Here is a 20,967-nt window from a genome sequence, read left to right as displayed (position 1 = left end):
GACCCCGATCCGGGGCGCTTCAGGAAGATTTTTCGGGGAACAACTCTTTCACGTTGGAGGTGACTACCGGTGCACGGGGCTGGGCATCCTGCTCCGCCTGCTTGTTCCAGATGTAGTCGTGGCGCACCTCGTGCTCGCTGAAGCCGCTGACCGCTTTACGCAGCACCGACGTAATGCCGGCGCAATCCATGGCGTCGCAGTAGCGCACAAGCTCGGTAACATAGCCGTGAATCTGGCCGTAGGACAGGCACTCTTCCTCGGCACGCATGATCATCGGGTGGCCGGTCCCGGTCACATTGCTGCCGAGCAACAGCTCTTCGTACAGCTTCTCGCCGGGGCGCAGGCCGATAAACTCGATATCTATGTGGTGGCCGACGTGGGTGTCGTGGTCCATTTCGTAGCCGCTGAGACGGATCATCCGCCGGGCCAGGTCGACGATACGCACCGGCTCGCCCATATCCAGCACAAACACATCACCGCCGGTGCCCATGGCGCCCGCCTGCAATACCAGCTGGGCGGCTTCGGCGATGCTCATAAAGTAGCGGGTCACCTCAGGGTGAGTGACGGTCACCGGACCGCCGGCCTCGATCTGCTCCCGGAACAGCGGCACCACCGAGCCCGAAGAGCCCAGGACATTACCGAAACGCACCATGCAAAAGCGAGTGCTGGTCTCCCGCTGGGCCAGGCCCTGCAGAATCATCTCCGCGAACCGTTTGGAGGCGCCCATGATATTGGTGGGGCGCACGGCCTTGTCGGTGGAGACCAGGACGAAGGTATCCACCCCGGCCTTGCGGGCCGCCTCGGCGGCATACCAGGTACCAAACACGTTATTGGCAACCCCCTCGGCCACGTTGTATTCCACCATGGGAACGTGCTTGTAGGCGGCCGCGTGGTAAACCGTCTCAACCTGGAAGGTGCGATAGACGCTCTCCAGCCGGCGGCCGTCCTGGACTGACCCGAGCAGGGCCACCATGGGGAAATCCAGCTCCAGTGACGCCATCAGCTCACGCAACTCGCGCTCGATGTTGTAGAGCGCGTACTCCGAATTGTCCAGCAGAACCAGCTCGCGCGGGCCGGACTTGACGATCTGCCGGCACAGCTCCGAGCCGATGGAACCGCCGGCGCCGGTGACCATTACCACTTTGTCGGTAATGCAGCGGTCAATGAACTCGGGCTTGGGAGGCACCGGCTCGCGCCCCAGCAGGTCGTCGAGGTCCACGTCCTGGATCTGGATCACACTGGCCTCGCCCGCCAGCAACTCGGCAATACGGGGCACGGTACGCACATACACCGGCAGCCCGACCAGGGAGTTGATGATTTCCTTGCGGCGTTCAGGTGAGGCTGACGGAATCGCCAGCAATACCTGGGTAATATCGTGTTCGGCGATGAGTTGCTCAATCTGTTCCGGCGGGGCCACCTGCAGGCCGTTGATCACCGAGTGATGCAATCGGGGATCGTCGTCGACGAACACCACCGCCCGGTACTGGTCGCCGTGATTGAGCGCGGTCAACAATTGGCGGCCGGACTCCCCGGCACCGTAGATAATGACATTCTCGGACAGCGAGCGGAGCTTGGCCTGGTAGTAGGCGCGGACACTGAGCCGGGTGCCACCAATACCCAGCATGGCCAGACCCCAGTAAACGAACGGCATGGACCGGGGCACATCGGCCTGGGTGAAGAAAACGGTAGCGCCCAGCACCAGGGTTGAATAGCTGACGGCGGTAATAACCGCCCAGATGGCCTGCTGCCCCATGAACCGGATGACAGCACGGTAAAGCCCCAGGCGCAAAAAGATGAAGGCACTGACCAGCACGGTAAACACAGCGCAGAACAGTTCTACCGGGCCCAGGTTGAATTCAAGATGACCGTAGCGGAAGGCGACCGCCGCCCACATGGAGAACGTGACGAAGCACATGTCCAGGGCAAGCAGGCCCGATTGCTTGATGTTGCGGGGCAGTTCGATCAACTTTTCCAGACCGCCGCGCACACCTCCGAGAATTCCGGATAGGAAGCGCGAAACAATACGGCCCAGAAACTTCAGCAAGTTTCTTACCTCACTCGTTGATGGTCTTCTGTTACTGGCCGTTTTGGTTTAGTTTTTGATACGGCCCAAAGAGAGATACTAGCCGAATTCCCGGGCTTTAGCCATGCCTGCCAGCAGCGGAACATATGCCAAAATTACCAATAAAATTGAATACTTGGGGAAAACAGCTGAGGCCAGGGCCAGGGGGAAGAGCCACAGCCCATTGAGGGCCAGCAGTAGCAACACCACCGGCAAGTGCCCCCCCAGATGGCGGCTCAGTCGCTGATAGGCGTGCAGCCTGTGGGGCTGGGTAAACGCCTGGCCGGTGGCCACGCGCCACAGCAGGGTCACACTGGCATCGGTAACAAATACCGCCAACAGGATCAGCCAGCAGGCCAGCGGCAGGTAACCCTGGGCATGGCCGTACAGAGCCAGCGCGCCCAGCAGAAAGCCAGTCGGTACACTACCGGCATCGCCCATGAACAGCCTCGCCGTCGGCCAGTTCCAGAACAGGAAACCCACTTGGGCGGCGGCCAGCAACAGGCAGAACAGCAGGTACTGCGGCGCGGCGCCCTGTCCCCACGCCAACAACACCACGCAGGCGCAGGCGATAATGCACTGCGTCGCAGCATAGCCATCGATGCCATCCATGAAGTTATAGAGATTCAGCATCCACAGCAGGGCAGCGACCGAGACCAGGGCGATCAGCAGGCTCGCCGGGCCGGGAGTGGCCAGGGGGTTCTGGATCACCAGCACCGCCAGCACACAGGCCAGGCAATACAGGGAAAAGCGCAGACGCACACTGAGCCCGCGTAAATCATCCAGCACACCCAATGCGGACAAGCCGAACGCCAGCGCCATCAGCAGCAGGTACTGCGCCTGCCATGCCACAGGCGCCATGGCCACGCCCAGTCCCATCGCCAGCAGCAGGGGTACGCCACCGCCGTGGGGGGTGGGCCGGGTATGCGAGCTGCGCTCATTGGGTCGATCCAGTATCTGCAGGCGACGGGCGAACCTCAGGTAGGCACCGCACAAGGCCAGAGACAGCAAGAGAGTAACAAGCAGCACCGTCACGCCGGTTCCCCACTTCCCCGGAGCGCTTTTTCCAGGGTCTGCCGCGGCTGCCATCCCAGTTCCCTGCGCAGGGCCTCGCTGCTGTAGGTTTCCACCCCGAACAATCGTTGCCAGGCCGGTTCCGGGTTGCTCGACATCAGGTCCAGCAGCCCACAGCCCAGCCGCCAGCCCCAGCGGGGACACCAGTTCCGTCCCGGGGGCAGACCCATCGCACCCCGCAGGGCATCGTATATTCGCCGGGTACTGTAGACCTCGCCATCGGCCGCGATATAGGTGTGGATCCCCGGTTCATCTCTCGCCGCAAGGAGGCGAATGAGCCGACACAGGTCCCCGCGGTCGATCATCGATCGCCCGCCGTCGGCTGGCGGCCTGGGCAGCCCGTTCGCAACCGCGCGGGACAAGAGGGCGAGGTTGCCCCTGGCGCCCTCTCCGTACACCAGTGCGGGACGCAGAATGGTGACCGACATGGGGCCGCCGGAACATTCATCGATAAGGGCCCGTTCAGCATCGCGTTTCGAGCGCCCGTAGGCGTCATCGGGGAGGCTGCATTGTGACTCGGCCCGGGGCTGGTCGGTTATCGCGGGACCCATCGCTTTGACGCTGCTGAGAAAGACAAAAGCGCCCACGCCGGCCTCTGCCGCGCGCCTGGCCAGCGCAACAGTCGCCTGATGATTGACCAGTTCGTACTCTTGGGCACCGGCACTGCGATGGGCAATGCCCGCCAGGTGGACGACGGCGTCGATACCGACCAGCGCATGGCTGTCGGGCTGTTCGCCGCGCAAATCCAGGGCCCGGGTCGCAGTGCCATCGGGCAGCAGGCGACCACTGGCGCTGCAGGCCGACAGTTCATCGCCGGCCTGCATGATTTGCCGGCACAACTCCACGCCGATAAAGCCGGTTGCGCCGGTTACCAGGTATTTCACGCCGGGATGTATGAAAAAGGGGGCATAAGCCCCCACATGATACGGATGCGCTGCCCTTAATCCAGTGTTATCCGCGCCCGGTTCTTCTCGAGCGTCGATGGGCCAACACCTTTCACCTCTGCCAGTTGCTCGACAGTGGTGAAAGGCCCGAATGCTTCCCGGTAGCGGACAATATCCTCGGCCCGGGACGGACCCACTCCCGTCAGCCCGGCCGCCAGTGCCGACGCATCCGCGGTATTGATATTCACCGCCGCCACCGCTGGCGGATCCGGTGGCGATTCCTGCGCCTGCAGGGGCATCGCCACGAGGGCGCACAACAGCACCAGCAGTGTCGCCAGTTGTTTGACGGGTTGGAATCGGTGTGCACTGCCCCTGGCAGTGTTGCTAACAATTGATTTGGTCATGATTGATCTCCCTGATCAGCTCTCTGCATCCGTGCAGGCATCCGTACCGATAGGGAGTCTAGCAACAAAGGGGGCAGGCGATGGGCCTGCGGCCGCATCTGATGGTTTTCAGTGGCGGCCCAGTTCGCGGTGAACCCGCTCCAGGGCCGCAAGGGGATCTTCAGCGGCGGTGACAGAGCGACCGATCACCAGATAATCGGAACCATTGGCAATCGCGTCCGCGGGCGTCAGCACCCGGCGCTGGTCGCCCGCGGCATCGCCGGCAAGCCGTATCCCCGGTGTCACCAGGCAGAAGCCCTGGCCGCGCTCGGCCCGCAACTGCGGTGCTTCCATGGCGGAACACACGACCCCGTCGAGACCGCAGTCCTCGGTCAGGGCCGCGAGCCGCATCACCCGCTCGGCGGCGGTTTCGGTATACCCCAGTTCCGCCAGGTCCTCGTCGGACATGCTGGTCAATACGGTCACTGCGATCAGCAGGGGTTTGCTCTGGCAGCCCTGCAGGGCCTCCACTGCAGCCTCCATCATCCTGCGTCCGCCGCTGGCGTGCACATTGACCATCCACACCCCCAGCTCTGCCGCTGATCGCACCGCGCCGGCCACCGTATTGGGAATGTCATGGAATTTGAGGTCCAGGAACACGTCAAAGCCCATGTCCTGCAGGGCCTCGACCAGGCCGATACCGTTGCGGGTGAACATCTCCTTGCCCACCTTCAGCCGACACAGCTCGGGAGTGAGCTGCGAAGCGAGCTCCAGTGCGGGTTCGGCAGCGGGAAAATCCAGGGCGACGATGACCGGGTTATCACTCATAATCTGTTCTCTTGAAGCGGGCCGCCATTATTCCATACTGGTGCCGCGAATGGGCCGCACTGTGCCCCAGTACTTGCAGCCGAGGCAGAACCAGTGCAGGTGCCGGGCAGCGAATCCGCAGTGGCTGCATCGGTATGACGGGCGCTGTTCTATCAGTCGCTGCACCAGTTGCCGCACCAGCCCGAAATCATCGCGGGCCTTGCCCTCGCTGACACTGCCTTGCAGGCTGACCAGTTTTTCCAGCCCTCGCAGGGAAGGCATCTTGTCCAGTTGCCTGACCATGAATGCCTCCGCTACCTCAAGCCCCTCCATCTCACGAATGTCCTCGGCTGCGGCGAGCAACAAAGGCGGTGAAGGCGCGCTGTCCAGACAGTCGCGCAGATAGGCAAGCAGGGCTTTCTCGTCACCCAGTTCGCGGTAACACTTGCGCAGGGTGGGGACCGATTCGCTGATATAGAGCGGATCCTGTTGACGAACCTTGCGCAGGGCCTTGATGGCAAGTTTGAAACGACCCGCGTCGCACTCTACCTCGCCCAGCATCAGTGAGGCACGAACGCACTTCCGGTCCTGGTTCACCGCTTCCTGCAGCAGGTTGCGGGCTTGCTGCAAATCACCCGACTCACGCCGTTCCGCCGCGAGCTCACAGTAGTAATGTGACAGTACGACGTGAACCGACTGCCCCGGCACCTCCTCGTGGTCCGCTCCGCCACTGCCGAGCAGGCTTTTGCGGGGCAGCAGTTGCCTGGCAGTATCAATGGCCTGTTGCCACTCGCGCTCACTCTGGTAGATATCCAGCAGGTGCCACTGACTTGCCCTGCGCTGGGTGGGGGACTCCTGCACGAGGTCCAGCAGCAGGCGCTCAGCCCGGTCCAGCAGGCCGGCACTGATGTAATCCCGCGCCAGTTCCAGGTGAGCCTGGTGCACCTGGGTACGCGGCAGGCTGGGGCGGGCCAGCAGATTCTGGTGGATCCGGATCGCCCTGTCCACTTCTCCTCGCTTGCGCAACAGGTTACCCAGCGCAATGTGGGTCTCCAGGGTTTCGCTATTGACTTCCAGGGCGTTGATGAACGCGTCCACCGCGCCGTCGGGCTTGCCGTCCAGCAGGTAGTTCAGCCCCTGGTAATACTGGCCTGGCAAGCGCGCCGAGCGGACTTTGGACCTGGCCTGGCCGCGACGGCCCAGGAACCAGCCAATGGCGATCGCAACAAAAAACAGGCCGAAGACAAGGTAATCATTCACCGTCTTTGAGACCTGCTGTGCGCAGCTTGTTCAACTCGGCGCGACTCCGGGCCAGTTGGCGATTGGTCGACGCGAGGGCTGCGCGGGTGCGCAACACCAGAAGCGACGACATCAGCATGCCCAGCAGGCCACCCAGGGCAAAGGCGATCAGCAGCCACAGTGCCAGGCTGCGCGGTTCAAAGTTGACGATAAGCAGGTCGAGGGGCACCGGCATTTCATTCTGCAGCGCAAACAACACACCGACCGCGGCCATGGCGACAACGAGAGCGAGATACAGGAGGTTGCGCAGCAGCTTCATAGGAACGTCCGGTTCGGAAGGTCAAAAAAAAAAACGGTATGACCGCTCGATCATACCGTCTGTATTTTCAGGGGCAAGCTCACAGCCCCTGTTGCAGCCCCAGGTTGACACGCTCACGCAATTCCTTGCCCGGCTTGAAGTGAGGGACGTATTTTCCGGTGAGTTCCACCGCATCACCGGTCTTGGGATTGCGACCGCGCCGGGGCTCCCGGTAATGCAGGGAGAAACTGCCAAAGCCCCGAATCTCGATGCGCTCACCCTCGGAGAGGGACTGGGACATGTGTTCGAGGATCGTTTTCACCGCCAGTTCCACGTCCTTGGCGGACAGCTGGCTCTGCCGGGCTGCAATCGTTTCTATCAATTCACTTTTGGTCATCGGTCTTATGGCTTGTTTTCACCGGTGCTTAATTGTGGACCGAGACAGGATATATCGCAAGTTGTTATTTTATAAAGAAAAAGTGTGGATTTAGTCACAATTTTAACGGTATTTGACCCGGGATCGGGGGGAAGGTCGACGATTGGTGAGTTTTCTTGCTAAGCGGGCACCCCGGGTGGGGGATACCTTGATCGGTCGAAAAGCACACTCCCTCTCAAGGTATCCCCCACCCGAGGCGCCCTCCTTTCGCTTTGACATCGCTATCCACTACCTATAACTCCCTGTGACGTTCCAGGTCGCCGGACGAGTGCCTGCATCGACTCTCTTACATTGGCGCCCCTCCGGGGTCCCCTCGGTCGGTCGGGAGCCGGAAAAGCGCCGTCTCCCTCCACTCTCTCGGCACCATGTTTGCGAGAGCCGATTCAGCCGCTCACCCGCCTCCACATCGAGCAATCCACAGATCCCGATTACACCGGTCCCTGTAGCTTTACCACTGGCGAGCGGCTAAAGCGGCTGCATTTTCGGTCGCAAGTGCGCGCTGAAGGAGTGGAGCGAGACAGGGTTTATCTGGCTCGCGACCGACTGAGGGTAGCCCGGAGGGCCGCGTGTACAAGACGGGAAATGCAGGCACTTTAGCAGCGACTTGGAACGTCACCGGGAGTATAGGTAATGGATAGTGGAGTCGAATTGGACGGAGGGTGACCCGGGCGGGGAATACCTTGAGAGGGAGTGTGCTTTTCGACCGAGCAAGGTCTTCCCCGCCCGGGGCGCCCGCTTAGCAAGCAATTTCACTACCAAAATCAAGCTAAGCGAACCGCAACAAAAAAGGGCCCACCGAAGTGAGCCCTTTCCGAGATAACCGGGGGGCAGAATTGAATTCTGTCCCCGGGGGGTGGACGACTTACTTGTCGCCCATCTGCGCCTTGATCAGGTCGCCGATAGTGCCCGGAGAAGCCGATTCCTGCTCGGACTCTTTCAGGGACTTGACCGCTTCCTTCTCGTCGTCGTAGTCCTTGGCCTTGATGGACAGTACCACGCCGCGATTCTTGCGATCCACGGAGACGATCTTGGCTTCAACGGTGTCACCAACCTTGAAGGAGTTGCGAGCATCTTCCACGCGGTCGCGAGAGATGTCGGAGGCCTTCAGGATGCCTTCCACTTCGTCGGCCAGCTTGATGATCACTTCCTTGGCATCCACTTCGATCACTTCACCGGTAACGATGGAGCCGCGATCGTTGGCAGACACGTAGTTACCGAAGGGATCGTCTTCCAGCTGCTTGATGCCCAGGGAGATGCGCTCGCGCTCAGGGTCGATGGACAGGATAACTGTCTCGATCTCGTCGCCCTTCTTGTAATTGCGAACCGCTTCTTCGCCAGTCTCATTCCAGCTGATGTCTGACAGGTGCACCAGGCCGTCGATGTTGCCTTCCAGGCCGATGAAAATACCGAAGTCGGTGATCGACTTGATGGAACCAGAGATCTTGTCGCCCTTGCTGTACTGCGATGCAAATGCGTCCCAGGGATTCTGCTGGCACTGCTTGATACCCAGGGAAATACGCCGACGCTCTTCGTCGATGTCCAGGACCATAACCTCCACCTCGTCGCCCAGCTGGACGATCTTGGAGGGGTGTACGTTCTTGTTGGTCCAGTCCATTTCGGACACGTGCACCAGACCTTCAACGCCCTCTTCCAGCTCGGCAAAGCAGCCGTAGTCGGTGAGGTTGGTGATCTTGGCCTTGACGCGGCTGCCCTCGGGGTAGCGACCGGTAATTTCCACCCAGGGATCTTCACCCAGTTGCTTCAGACCCAGGGACACGCGGTTGCGCTCGCGGTCGAACTTGAGGATCTTGACATCGATTTCCTGGCCAACTTCCACGATCTCGGACGGATGCTTGATGCGCTTCCAGGCCATGTCGGTAATGTGCAGCAGGCCGTCTACGCCACCCAGGTCTACGAACGCGCCGTAGTCGGTCAGGTTCTTGACGATGCCCTTGACGGACATGCCTTCCTGCAGGGTCTCCAGCAGCGCCTCGCGCTCCTCGGAGTTGGCAGCTTCCATGACAGCGCGACGTGAAACCACGACGTTGTTGCGCTTCTGGTCCAGCTTGATGACCTTGAATTCCAGTTCCTTGCCTTCGAGGTGCGTGGTCTCGCGAACGGGACGCACGTCAACCAGCGAGCCGGGCAGGAAGGCGCGGATGGTGTTGATATCCACGGTAAAGCCACCCTTGACCTTGCCGTTGATCACACCCTTGACGACTTCTTCTGCCTCGTAGGCAGCTTCCAGCTCTTTCCACGCTTCGGCACGCTTGGCCTTCTCGCGGGACAGTTTGGTTTCACCGAATCCGTCTTCCACGGACTCCAGAGCCACCTGTACCTCGTCGCCAATGCTCAGGGAGCACTCACCGTTAGCGTCGGTGAACTGGGAACGGGGGATCACACCTTCGGACTTGAGGCCCGCGTGTACGGTTACCCAATCGCTGTCGATGTCGATAACAACGCCGGTAACAATGGCGCCGGGCTGCATGTCGACGGTTTTAAGGCTTTCTTCAAATAGTTCGGCGAAAGATTCGCTCATTACACATTACCTGTTGGTTTGGTCATCCGCGCCTCCAGCCGGTGCGGGGTTGTTAAAGTACACTGTGAAGTCGGCCCTGACTGGATTCAGCCAACGAAACAATGTTGTGCCATTTAAAAGGAGTTTGCGGAATTTGTCCGCTAGATGAGACCCTTTTCTCTCACTTTCTGCATCACCTGATCGAACACCTGGTCGATGGATGTGGCGGTGCTGTCAATGACAATGGCGTCCCCTGCGGGCACCAGCGGAGAGACGGATCGGCTTGAATCGCGCGCATCTCTCTCCTTGATGTCCTCAAGAAGGCGCGGGAGACTAACACTTTCCCCCTTTGAAATCAACTGCTTATAGCGCCGCCTGGCGCGCTCTTCGGCGGAGGCGGTAAGGAAAAATTTGAGCGGTGCGTCGGGGAAAACCACCGTCCCCATATCGCGACCATCGGCCACCAGTCCGGGGGGCTGGCGAAAGTCACGCTGGCGCGCCAGCAGTGCTTCACGCACGCTGGGAATTGCCGCCACGGTCGAGGCGCCGCGCCCGCCCTCTTCGGTGCGAATGGCGCGGGAAACGTCCTGCCCCTTGTAGGCCACCAGGACCTCGCCATTGGCCGCACTGGCGAAACTCACATCGAGGTGGCGGGCGATCTCGGTGACCGCATCGACGTCGTCCCAACTGACTCCCTCGATCAGGCAGGCCTGGCCGGTGACCCGGTACAGGGCACCGCTGTCCAGAAATCCCCAGTCCAGGCGATCCGCCAGCTTATGGCTGATGGTGCCTTTGCCGGCGCCACTGGGGCCATCGACGGTAATAACAGGTGCGCTCATCAATCCGCCTGCACGGTGATCTGCAGGCCCAGGCCCCGGGCCAGCGCATCGAAACCGGGGAAAGATGTGGCCACGTGATCGCAGTCCAGCACGTAGATTTCCTTTTCGGCACGCAGTGCGGCGATGGCAAAGGCCATGGCAATACGGTGATCCATATGGGTGCGAATTTCACCGCCGCCAATCGGACTGCCACCGTCGATGATAATGCCGTCGTCCAGTACCTCGTTGGGCACGCCCAGGGTATCCAGCCCTTCGGCCATGGCGGCGATACGGTCGCTCTCCTTGACCCGCAACTCCTCGGCACCGCGCAACACGGTGCGTCCCTCGGCACAGGCCGCGGCAATAAACAGCACCGGAAACTCATCAATGGCCAGGGGCACCTGGTCCTCGGGAATATCGATGCCCTGCAAGGGCGCATAACGAACCCGGATGTCCGCCACCGGCTCACCGCCGACCTCGCGTTCATTTTTCAGGGTAATGTCCGCGCCCATCAGGCGGAGAATATTCAGTACCCCGGTGCGGGTGGGGTTAATACCCACGTGGGTCAGCAGTAAATCAGACCCCGGGGTGATGCTGGCCGCCACCAGGAAAAAGGCGGCCGAGGAGATATCCGCAGGCACATCGATGTCCGTGGCCTTGAGACGACCGCCGCCCTGCAAACTGATCACGCCGTTTTCGTTGCTGACCTCGTAGCCGAAACCGCGCAGCATGCGTTCGGTGTGATCACGGGTGGGGGCTGGCTCAGTGACGGAGGTCCGGCCCCGGGCATAGAGGCCAGCCAGCAGCACACAGGATTTCACCTGAGCGCTGGCCATGGGCAGGTCGTAGTGGATGCCCTGCAGGGAATTGCCGCCGCTGATAACCAGGGGGGGTCGACCACCCTCCTCCGAGGCAATTTCCGCCCCCATCAAGGTCAACGGGTCGATAACCCGACCCATGGGGCGGGAACAGAGTGAGGCGTCACCGGTGAGTACCGTATCAAAGGTCTGGCCGGCCATGAGGCCGCACATCAAACGCATTCCGGTGCCGGCATTGCCCAGATCCAGAGGCCCGGAGGGGGCTTTCAGTCCACGCAGACCCACACCATGCACCAGTACCTCGCCCTCTCCCAGCCGTTCGATCTCCACACCCATGGCACGGAATGCCGATTGGGTAGCGAGGGCGTCTTCACCTTCAAGGAAACCGGTAACCCGGGTAGTGCCTTCCGCCAGCGCACCGAGCATCATCGACCGGTGCGACATGGACTTGTCACCGGGCACGCGGGCTTCACCGTTGATGGTTCCGCCTGGGAGTAGTTTGAATTCCATATTCCTGTTTCCAACCGGGTCATTCCCGCGAAGGCGGGATTCCAGCAATCCAGAAAGCTACTGGATCCCCGCTTTCGCGGGGATGACGATACTTTAAATTAATCGCCGCGATGGCAAACGCAAGACTCTAGCCCTGCTTCCCCTGCCCTCTCTGGGCAAGGATCGCCGCAAAATCATCCCGCGCCGCCTTGGCCCGGGTAAACGTCGCATGCATTCCTTCCGAGTCCTCTGCGGCCACAGCTTCGCGCAACTGCCCGAGGTGCTCACTGAACAGGTCAATAGCGTCCAGCAAGGCCGAACGGTTGGCGATGGCGATATCCCGCCACATCACCGGGTCCGAGGAGGCGATACGGGTAAAGTCACGAAAGCCACCGGCGGCACAGCGAAAAATCTCCTCGCTGGAATCCGACCGGGCCAGGGCGTCAACCAGGGCGTACGCCAGCACATGGGGCAGATGACTGGTGGCGGCAAGCACGGCATCGTGCTGCTCAACCTCCATCTCGACAACTTCGGCGCCGGTAGCCAGCCACATATCGCGCACCAGCTCGACAGCTTCGCTGTCGTTCTCGGCCACCGGGGTCAGTATGACCCGGTGATTCTCATACAAGTCCGCTTTCGAGGCTTCCACCCCGCTGCGCTCCGAACCGGCGATGGGATGACCGAGAACCAAGCCGGGAGGAAAACTGCCGTCACAGGCCGCCTTTGCCGCCCGGTACAGGCTGCCCTTGACGCTGGCGGCGTCGGTAATCACCGGTGCCCTCGCCAGGCCCTGCAAGCGGGGCAGGATGGCGGCGAGGACCTCGGCAGCCACCAGGGTGGGGGTACAGATGACCAGAATGTCGGCCTGGCTGATGACCTCGTCGAGATCCAGGGTGAAATCGTCGATGACGCCCAGTTCCACGCCGCGGCGCAGGGAAGGCTCCCGGTGACCGTAGCCGATAACCCGACGACAAAAACCATTGGCCCGCAGTGCCCTGGCAAGGGACCCGCCAATCAGGCCAAGGCCCAGAATAGCAACTGTATCTACCCGTTCAGCCATGGCCAGTTACAATACAGCCCGGGGATAGGAGCCCAGGGGCTTGAGCAGGATCGACTGCTCTTCCAGTTCGGCAACGATGGCAGCGATATTTTCGTCCTGCAGGTGCCCTTCAAATTCGATGAAGAAGACATAGGCCCACTTCTCCGTGCGCGAGGGCCGGGTGTCGATCCGGGTCAGGCTCACCCCCGCCTTGCGGAAGGGGTCCAGCAGGGTGAACAAGGCGCCCGGCTTGTTGCGACTGGAAACGATAATGGAGGTCTTGTCGCGCCCCGAGGGCGGTACCTCTTCCCTGCCGATGACCAGGAAGCGGGTTGTGTTATCGGCATAGTCCTCGATGTTTTCCGCGAGCTTTTCCAGGCCATACAGGTCCGCCGCCATATCACCGGCGATGGCCGCTACGCCAGGGATTTCCAGCGCCATGCGCGCGGCCTCGCCATTGCTGCTCACCGCCTCCCGTTCCACGTGGGGCCAGTGGCCATCGAGCCAGTTGCGACACTGGGCCAGGGCCTGCTGGTGGGCGCAGATGCGGGTAATGTCGTCCTTGCCGGTGTGGCTGGCAACCAGCAGGTGATGGGCAATGGCCAGCTCCACCTCGCCGGAAATTTTCAGTCCGGAATCCATGAAATTATCCAGGGTATGGCTGACCATGCCCTCGGTGGAGTTTTCCACCGGCACCACGCCGTAATTACACTCACCGGACTCGACCTGGGCAAATACCGAATCGATCGTGCCCTGGGGCACGCACAGTGCCGCGTGACCGAAATGCTTGATGGCCGCCGCCTGGGTGAAGGTGCCCTCAGGACCAAGAAAGGCCACCTGCAGGGGTTTTTCCAGCGCCAGGCAGGAGGACATGATTTCGCGAAAAATATGGGCGACTGTCTCCCCTTCCAGCGGGCCTTCGTTGCGGTCAATGATGCGCTTGAGCACCTGGGCCTCGCGTTCCGGACGGTAGTACACGACTTCGGTCTCAGCCTCACCCGCTTCCCGGGCTGCCTGTACCTCCGCCAGTTTGATATCGGCCACGCGCTGGGCACAGCGGGCCCGACGACTGATCAGTTGCTGGATTTCCCGGTCGATGGCGTCAATGTCCGCCCTGACCTGCTCCAGGCTCCTGTTATCTCCAGATTCAGCCATGGCTTACCCGTTGCGTTGCTCAAAGTCCTGCATGAAGGCGATCAGCGCATCGACGGCGTCCTCGCCCACTGCGTTATAAATGCTGGCCCGCATACCCCCGACCGACCGATGCCCCTTGAGGTTGAGCAGCCCTGCGGCGTCTGCCTCTGCCAGGAACTGTTTGTCCAGCGCGTCGTCTGCCAGGGTGAAGGGCACGTTCATCAGCGAGCGGCTCTGCACTTCAACCGGGTTGGCGTAGAAGGCGGAGCTATCGATGGCGGCGTACAGTTTCCCGGCCTTGCGGCGATTAAGCCGTTCCATGGCTGCCAGGCCGCCCTGCTCCTTGAGCCACTCGAACACCAGGCCCGCAAGGTACAGGGCAAAAGTGGGCGGCGTGTTATACATGGAATCATTGTCAGCGGCAGTCTGCCAGTTGAGCATCGCTGGGCACTTGTCGCCTGCCCTGCCCAGCAGGTCACGGCGAACGATGACCAGCGTCAGGCCCGCCGGACCGATGTTTTTCTGTGCCCCGGCGTAGATCACGCCATAATCGGCCACGTTCACCGGGCGGGACAGGATGGTAGAGGACATGTCCACAACCAGTGGCGCCGACGCTTCCGGCACCCAGAAGTATTCCACGCCGCCAATGGTTTCATTGGGCGTGTAATGGAGGTAGGCCGCGTCGGCGGAGAGCTGCCAGCTTTCCCGCGGCGGTATGGTAGAGAAGTTGCTGTCCTCGGAACTGGCGGCCACGTTCACCCGGGTGAAACGCCTGCCCTCGGCAATTGCCTTTTTTGACCACTGCCCGGTGTTGACGTAGTCAGCCAGGTCATTTTCACCTGCCAGGTTCAAAGGCACCGCGGCGAACTGGGTGCTGGCTCCGCCCTGCAGAAACAGCACGGCATAGTCATCGGAAATGCCCAGCAACTCCCTGAGGTCTGCCTCGGCACGCTGGGCAACCCCAACGACCTCCGGGCTGCGATGGCTCATCTCCATGATGGACAGGCCGGCACCGTGCCAGTCCAGCATTTCATCGCGGGCCTTTTCCAGTACCACTTGCGGTAATGCGGCGGGGCCGGCGCAAAAGTTGTAACAGCGGGTCATAATCACGTTCTCTTTACATCAAGGTGTTGTTGTATCGCGGGCGGCCAGCAAGGACCCGACCAAATGGATCCCGGCGTACGCCGGGATGACGGTAGCTCTGCATTGTCCTGTATTGCCAGACTATTCAGCCCCTAATCGTCATTCAGGCCCTTATCGCCACAGGACCGCGCCGGGATAACCACCCCCGCAGCGTTAATGGGTTTCGGCATCGTCGCTGGCATCATCCGCAGCAGAAGCTTCTCCCGTCTCGGAACCGGGCTCCCCCGATTCGGCAGTTACTGCGCCTTCCAGTTCCGGATCTTCTTCCGGCTCATCAATGCGCTCCACACTCACCAGCGACTCATCACTTTTGGTGCGAATGACCCTGACGCCCTGGGTGTTGCGCCCCAGCACGGACACTTCGTCGGCCCGGGTGCGCACCAGGGTACCCTGGTTGGAGATCAGCATGAGCTGATCACCGTCGAATACCTGCACCGCGCCCACCAGCTTGCCGTTCCGTTCGGAGGTCTGCATGGCGATAACACCCTTGGTGCCCCGGCCCTTGGTGGGAAATTCGGTAATTTCCGTGCGCTTGCCGTACCCGTGCTCCGACACCGTCAGCACCCGGCCACCCTCGCGCGGAATAATCAGTGAAATCATTTCGTGGCCAGTGCCCAGCTTGATGCCGCGCACACCCCTGGCGGTTCGGCCCATGGCGCGCACATCATCTTCCCTGAAACGCACCGCCTTGCCCTCGCTGGACAGCAGCATCACGTCGCAGTCGCCGGTGGTGATTGCGGTGCCCACCAGCACGTCACCCTCCTCCAGTTCAAGGGCACGCAGGCCGACACTGCGCTGGCGGGCGAAGTTGGTGAGGGCTGTCTTCTTCACGGTGCCGTTGGCGGTCGCCATGAAGATATAGTGGCCCTCGGTATACTCTTCCACCGGCAGAATAGAGGTTACCCGTTCCCCTTCTTCCAGCGGCAGCAGGTTTACCATGGGCCGGCCGCGGGAGTTCCGACCGGCCAGCGGGATCTGGTACACCTTCAGCCAGTAAACTTTGCCCAGGTTGGAAAAGCACAGGATCGTGGCGTGGGTGCTGGCAATCAACAGGTGTTCGACGAAGTCCTCGTCCTTCACTGCCGTGGCCGACTTGCCCATGCCGCCACGACGCTGGGCCTGGTAATCGGATAAGGGCTGTGTCTTGGCATAGCCGCCGTGAGAGATGGTGACCACCCGGTCTTCCTCGGTAATCAGATCCTCGACGGTAAGATCGTGCTGGGAGGCGGTGATTTCGGTCAGGCGCTCGTCACCGTATTCGGTGGCGATCTCTTCCAGTTCCTCGCGGATCACCGCCTTGAGGCGTTCGGGATCCGAGAGGATTTCCAGGAACTCGCCAATTTCCCGCAGTTTTTCCTCGAATTCGCTGAGCAGCTTCTCGTGCTCCAGGCCGGTGAGGCGGTGCAGGCGCAATTCCAGGATGGCCTGGGCCTGTGCCGGCGACAGGTGGTAGAGCCCCTCGTGCAGTCCGTACTGGGGCTCCAGATGCTCCGGCCGACAGGCATGCTCGCCGGCACGCTCCAGCATGCCGGTGACATCGCCGGGTTCCCAGGCTTGGGCAATCAGTTTCTCTTTCGCCTCCGCGGAACTCGGCGAGGCCTTGATCAGCTCGATCACCGGATCGATATTGGCCAGGGCGATGGCCAGCCCTTCCAGAATATGGCCCCGCTCACGCGCCTTGCGCAGCAGGTAGACCGTGCGCCGGGTCACCACCTCGCGACGGTGGCGGATAAAGGCCTCGAGTATTTCCTTTAGATTGAGGATTTTCGGCTGGCCATCCACCAGCGCCACCATGTTGATACCGAACACGGCCTGCAACTGGGTCTGGGCGTACAGGTTGTTGAGGACCACGTCGCCCACTTCCCCCCGCCGCAGCTCGATGACCACACGCAGGCCATCCTTGTCGGACTCGTCCCGCAGCTCGGTGATGCCCTCGATTTTTTTCTCTTTCACCAGCTCGGCGATGCGTTCTATCAAACGTGCCTTGTTCAGCTGGTAGGGAATTTCGTGAATAATAATGATGTCCTTGCCGCGCTTTTCGTCGGTAATCACCTCCGCGCGAGCACGGACATAGATGCGACCGCGGCCGGTCCGATAGGCCTGGATGATGCCCGCGCGGCCATTAATGATGGCGCCGGTGGGGAAGTCAGGGCCCGGGATGTACTCCATCAGCTCATCCACGGTCAGCTCGGAATCGGCCAGCAGAGCCAGGCAGCCGCTGACAACCTCGGTCAGGTTGTGGGGTGGAATATTGGTCGCCATACCCACGGCGATACCGGAAGAACCATTGACCAGCAGGTTGGGCACGCGGGTAGGCAACACCGCGGGAATCTGCTCAGTGCCGTCGTAATTGTCGACGAAATCCACGGTTTCCTTGTCGAGATCTGCCAGCATCTGGTGGGAGATCTTCTGCATGCGGATTTCGGTATAACGCATGGCGGCGGCGTTATCGCCGTCGATGGAACCGAAATTACCCTGGCCATCGACCATCATGTAACGCATGGAGAAGGGCTGGGCCATCCGCACAATGGTGTCATACACCGCCGAGTCACCGTGGGGATGGTACTTACCGATCACGTCACCCACCACACGGGCCGACTTCTTGTAGGCCTTGTTCCAGTCGTTATTCAGCTCGTTCATCGCGAACAGGACCCGGCGATGCACCGGCTTCAGACCGTCTCTGACGTCCGGCAGAGCCCGGCCCACGATGACGCTCATGGCGTAATCGAGATACGACTGCTTCATCTCGTCTTCGATATTGACGGGAAGAATTTCTTTGGCTAAATCACCCATGTAGCACTGTTTCCTTCAGGTCCAGCAAAAAGGCCTTTTTATCGTGTGAGTTATGGTTGCCGCGCTCCCGGGAAGAGGCGCCCGCAGACACCCTGGGAGAGCGGCAAAAACAACGTTGCGCGCCCCGAAACACAAACCGCCAATTATACGGAATTCACCCCCTAACTACCATGTTTTTAAAGAATTTCGCCGACAATCGGCGGTGCCAGGGGTTATACTTTGCCCCGCTTCGAGGGTTTGCCGCCGACGCCCTCACAAGTGGCGAAATTTTGTGCAAATCGAAACGGCCTGAACCTGCAAACGGGAGCCTATGAGCGCGCCAGAAAACATCGTCGACACCCTGCTACACCCGGATTGGATCGTACCGGTTGTGCCCCGGGGCGTGGTCCTGGACAAGCACAGCCTGGCGATTAGCGGCGGGCGTATCAGCCACATACTGCCCCGCGACCGGGCCCGCGATCTGCAGGCGGACGAGGAGCTGGAACTGCCCGGTCAGGCGCTGATGCCGGGGCTGGTCAACCTGCACGGCCACGCTGCCATGAGCCTGTTGCGCGGCTTCGCCGACGACCTGCCACTGATCCCCTGGCTGGAACAACATATCTGGCCCGCCGAGGGCCAGCACGTCAGCGCCGAGTTCGTCCGTGACGGCACAGAACTGGCCATTGCGGAAATGCTGCGCAGCGGCACCACCACCTTCAGCGACATGTACTTTTTTCCCGACGCGGCCGCGGCCGCGGCCATCAGCAGCGGCATCCGCAGCCAGCTCGTCTTCCCGGTACTGGACTTCGCTACCGCCTGGGCCCGGGATGCCGACGAATACATCAGCAAGGGGCTGCGCCTGCGTGACGACCTCAAGCACCAGGCGCTGGTGACCGTCGGCTTCGGGCCCCACGCGCCCTATACCGTGTCCAGGCCCAACCTGCAGAAAGTAGCGACCCTGGCGGCGGAGCTGGACGTGCCGGTGCAGATTCACCTGCACGAGACCACCGGCGAGGTACTGGCCGCGGTGGAAGAAAACGGCGAGCGCCCGCTGGACACACTCAACGCCATCGGCCTGCTGGGGCCGCGCACCCAGTGTGTCCACATGACCGACCTGGGTGACCAGGACATGGCCCTGCTGGCGGCCACCGGCGCTCATGTGGTGCACTGCCCCAAATCCAATATGAAGCTGGCCTCCGGCGCCTGCCCTGCCGCCAGATTGCTCGACAAGGGCATTAACGTCGCTTTGGGCACCGATGGTGCGGCCAGCAACAACGGTCTCAATATGTTCATGGAAATGCAGTCAGCCGCCCTGCTGGGCAAACTGTCCGCTGCGGACGCCGCCGCCGTGCCCGCCGAGGACAGCCTGTACATGGCCACCATGGGCGGAGCCCGGGCAATGGGGCTGGCCGACGATATCGGCAGCCTGGAGACCGGCAAGCAGGCCGACCTGATCGCCGTGAATCTCTCCGGCCCCGAGTGCCAGCCGCTCTACAACCCGCTGTCGCAACTGGTCTACGCCTGCAACGGCAGCCAGGTGACGCACAGCTGGGTGGCGGGCCACGTGCTGGTCCGGGAGGGCAACCTGACCCGTATCAACATCACTGACCTGCTCTCGCGCTGCGCGCGCTGGCAGCAGAAAATCAACAGCCAACAGGCCTGAGCACATGACCTCTGAAGCCAATGTCGATCCGGCGGAAATCGCCAAGTTTGAAGCCCTCGCCTCACGCTGGTGGGACCGTAACAGCGAATTCAAACCCCTGCACGACATCAACCCGCTGCGGGCAAACTACATTGACCGGCTTTCACCGGTGGCCGGCAAACGGCTGGTAGACGTCGGCTGCGGCGGCGGCATACTGGCGGAAGCCATGGCCCAGCGCGGCGCCCGGGTGACGGGTATCGACATGGGGGAAGCCCCCCTTGCGGTAGCCAGGCTGCACCAGCTGGAGTCCGGGGTTGAAGTTGAGTACCTGCACAGCACCGCCGAGACGCTGGCCGCCGGCCAGCCGGAAAGTTTCGACATCGTCTGCTGTCTGGAAATGCTGGAACATGTGCCCGACCCGGGTGCGGTCATACAGGCCTGCGCGGACATGGCCAGACCCGGGGCAGCGCTGTACTTCTCCACCATTAATCGAAATCCCAAGGCCTTCCTGTTCGCCATTGTCGGCGCCGAGCATATTCTCCAGCTATTGCCGGCGGGCACCCACGAGTATGACAAATTCATCAAGCCCTCCGAACTGGCAGGCTGGTTGCGTGACGCCGGCCTGGTGCTGGAAGACATGACCGGACTCACCTACAACCCGATCACCCGCAACTACCGGCTCAACCCCGGGGACGTCAGTGTCAACTACCTCGTTCACGCGGTAAAACCCGCGTGAGCCCGGTCCGGCTCAAGGCCGTGCTGTTCGACCTGGACGGCACCCTGGTAGACACCGCCGATGAGTTCGTGGTGGTGGTGCAGCAACTGCGCGCGGAACACGACCTGCCGGCCATGGAGCCGGCGCGAATCCGCCGCTCGGTTTCCAATGGCGCGAGAGCCCTGGTGGCACTCGGCCTCGACCTGGATCCGCAAGACGCGATATTCGAGGACAAGCGCCAGCGGCTTCTGGAACTCTACAGCGGGGTGCTGGGAACGTCAGCCAGGCCCTATCCCGGCATTACCGGGCTCCTCCAGGAACTCGATCGACGGGGTATCAGCTGGGGCGTGGCCACCAACAAACCCAGGGCCTACGCTGAACCGCTGCTGGCGCGTATCGACCTGCCGCCCTGCCCCAGCCTGGTGTGCCCTGATGATGTCAAAGACCGCAAACCGCACCCGGAATCCCTGTACCGCAATTGCCGTGACCTGGGCTGTGCTCCCCACGAGGCCATTTACATCGGCGACCACCTGCGGGACATTGAAGCCGGCAAGCGCGCGGGCATGCGCACCATCGCAGCGGCCTACGGCTACATTGAGTCCGGCGACGATCCCGCGGCCTGGGGCGCCGACCTGCTGACCGACGACAGCACTCAACTGGCCGGGCTGATTTTTAACTCCTGAATACGGACACGAC

General features: G+C 61.6%; 18 protein-coding genes. 3 read left to right on the top strand and 15 right to left on the bottom strand.

Translation table 11 applies throughout. From position 1 onward, the window contains the following. Window positions 1-19: 19 nt before the first annotated feature. The 15 genes from E2F43_RS08290 to gyrA all read right to left on the bottom strand — a co-directional run bounded on the left by E2F43_RS08290 (window position 20) and on the right by gyrA (window position 17,935). Window positions 20-2,044, bottom strand: coding sequence for a polysaccharide biosynthesis protein (locus tag E2F43_RS08290; RefSeq protein WP_133211585.1), 2,025 nt, complete (start codon window positions 2,042-2,044; stop codon window positions 20-22). Window positions 2,045-2,122: 78 nt separating this feature from the next. After that, a complete protein-coding gene (locus tag E2F43_RS08285) occupies window positions 2,123-3,097 on the bottom strand; it encodes an MraY family glycosyltransferase (protein ID WP_165954245.1) in 975 nt (324 codons plus the stop codon). Next, window positions 3,094-4,020 carry an NAD-dependent epimerase/dehydratase family protein gene (locus E2F43_RS08280; RefSeq protein ID WP_165954244.1) on the bottom strand — a complete coding sequence of 309 codons (927 nt, stop codon included), beginning with the start codon at window positions 4,018-4,020 and terminating at the stop codon, window positions 3,094-3,096. The genes E2F43_RS08285 and E2F43_RS08280 overlap by 4 nt, the downstream gene beginning before the upstream one ends. A gap of 56 nt (window positions 4,021-4,076) precedes the next feature. After that, window positions 4,077-4,424, bottom strand: a complete 348-nt coding sequence (locus E2F43_RS19035) for a ComEA family DNA-binding protein (RefSeq protein WP_238946809.1) — start codon at window positions 4,422-4,424, stop codon at window positions 4,077-4,079. 108 nt (window positions 4,425-4,532) lie between these two features. After that, window positions 4,533-5,231: an orotidine-5'-phosphate decarboxylase gene (pyrF, locus tag E2F43_RS08275; RefSeq protein WP_133211579.1), complete on the bottom strand. Its 699-nt coding sequence runs from the start codon at window positions 5,229-5,231 to the stop codon at window positions 4,533-4,535. Between the two features lie 27 nt (window positions 5,232-5,258). After that, window positions 5,259-6,470 (bottom strand): lipopolysaccharide assembly protein LapB, encoded by a 1,212-nt coding sequence (lapB, locus tag E2F43_RS08270; protein WP_133211577.1) that lies wholly within the window; start codon window positions 6,468-6,470, stop codon window positions 5,259-5,261. Next, on the bottom strand, window positions 6,463-6,768 hold the full coding sequence (locus E2F43_RS08265) for a lipopolysaccharide assembly protein LapA domain-containing protein (RefSeq protein WP_133211575.1): 306 nt from the start codon (window positions 6,766-6,768) through the stop codon (window positions 6,463-6,465). Before E2F43_RS08265 ends, lapB begins: the two co-directional genes overlap by 8 nt. A gap of 79 nt (window positions 6,769-6,847) precedes the next feature. Next, window positions 6,848-7,144 (bottom strand): integration host factor subunit beta, encoded by a 297-nt coding sequence (gene ihfB / locus E2F43_RS08260; protein ID WP_117953468.1) that lies wholly within the window; start codon window positions 7,142-7,144, stop codon window positions 6,848-6,850. 901 nt (window positions 7,145-8,045) lie between these two features. After that, window positions 8,046-9,722, bottom strand: coding sequence for a 30S ribosomal protein S1 (rpsA, locus tag E2F43_RS08255; protein ID WP_133211573.1), 1,677 nt, complete (start codon window positions 9,720-9,722; stop codon window positions 8,046-8,048). A gap of 140 nt (window positions 9,723-9,862) precedes the next feature. After that, the gene (cmk, locus tag E2F43_RS08250) at window positions 9,863-10,540 is read right to left on the bottom strand and encodes a (d)CMP kinase (RefSeq protein WP_133211571.1); all 678 of its coding nucleotides are present in this window, start codon (window positions 10,538-10,540) and stop codon (window positions 9,863-9,865) included. After that, window positions 10,540-11,847: a 3-phosphoshikimate 1-carboxyvinyltransferase gene (gene aroA, locus E2F43_RS08245; protein ID WP_133211569.1), complete on the bottom strand. Its 1,308-nt coding sequence runs from the start codon at window positions 11,845-11,847 to the stop codon at window positions 10,540-10,542. The genes cmk and aroA overlap by 1 nt, the downstream gene beginning before the upstream one ends. A 127-nt stretch (window positions 11,848-11,974) precedes the next feature. Next, complete coding sequence (locus E2F43_RS08240; RefSeq protein WP_133211567.1) at window positions 11,975-12,886, bottom strand: prephenate dehydrogenase/arogenate dehydrogenase family protein; 912 nt, start codon at window positions 12,884-12,886, stop codon at window positions 11,975-11,977. A gap of 6 nt (window positions 12,887-12,892) precedes the next feature. Continuing rightward, window positions 12,893-14,020 (bottom strand): prephenate dehydratase, encoded by a 1,128-nt coding sequence (gene pheA / locus E2F43_RS08235; RefSeq protein ID WP_133211565.1) that lies wholly within the window; start codon window positions 14,018-14,020, stop codon window positions 12,893-12,895. A gap of 3 nt (window positions 14,021-14,023) precedes the next feature. Next, window positions 14,024-15,103, bottom strand: a complete 1,080-nt coding sequence (serC, locus tag E2F43_RS08230) for a 3-phosphoserine/phosphohydroxythreonine transaminase (RefSeq protein ID WP_133211563.1) — start codon at window positions 15,101-15,103, stop codon at window positions 14,024-14,026. A gap of 192 nt (window positions 15,104-15,295) precedes the next feature. After that, window positions 15,296-17,935 carry a DNA gyrase subunit A gene (gene gyrA / locus E2F43_RS08225; RefSeq protein ID WP_133211561.1) on the bottom strand — a complete coding sequence of 880 codons (2,640 nt, stop codon included), beginning with the start codon at window positions 17,933-17,935 and terminating at the stop codon, window positions 15,296-15,298. Between the two features lie 310 nt (window positions 17,936-18,245). Between gyrA and E2F43_RS08220 the strand changes: the two genes are divergently transcribed. From E2F43_RS08220 to E2F43_RS08210, 3 genes are read left to right on the top strand one after another with little or no spacing between them, the layout of a single operon-like run. Further along, entirely contained in the window at window positions 18,246-19,577 is a 1,332-nt protein-coding gene (locus E2F43_RS08220; RefSeq protein ID WP_133211559.1) for a TRZ/ATZ family hydrolase, read from the top strand. Between the two features lie 4 nt (window positions 19,578-19,581). Further along, on the top strand, window positions 19,582-20,292 hold the full coding sequence (ubiG, locus tag E2F43_RS08215) for a bifunctional 2-polyprenyl-6-hydroxyphenol methylase/3-demethylubiquinol 3-O-methyltransferase UbiG (RefSeq protein WP_133211557.1): 711 nt from the start codon (window positions 19,582-19,584) through the stop codon (window positions 20,290-20,292). Further along, on the top strand, window positions 20,289-20,954 hold the full coding sequence (locus E2F43_RS08210; protein WP_238946808.1) for an HAD family hydrolase: 666 nt from the start codon (window positions 20,289-20,291) through the stop codon (window positions 20,952-20,954). Before ubiG ends, E2F43_RS08210 begins: the two co-directional genes overlap by 4 nt. Window positions 20,955-20,967: the final 13 nt, after the last annotated feature.

This window comes from Seongchinamella unica, assembly GCF_004354085.1.
GTDB lineage: Bacteria > Pseudomonadota > Gammaproteobacteria > Pseudomonadales > Halieaceae > Halioglobus > Halioglobus unicus.
The sequence above is the reverse complement of the archived record's forward strand: the minus strand, read 5'-3'. Positions and strand labels throughout refer to the sequence as shown.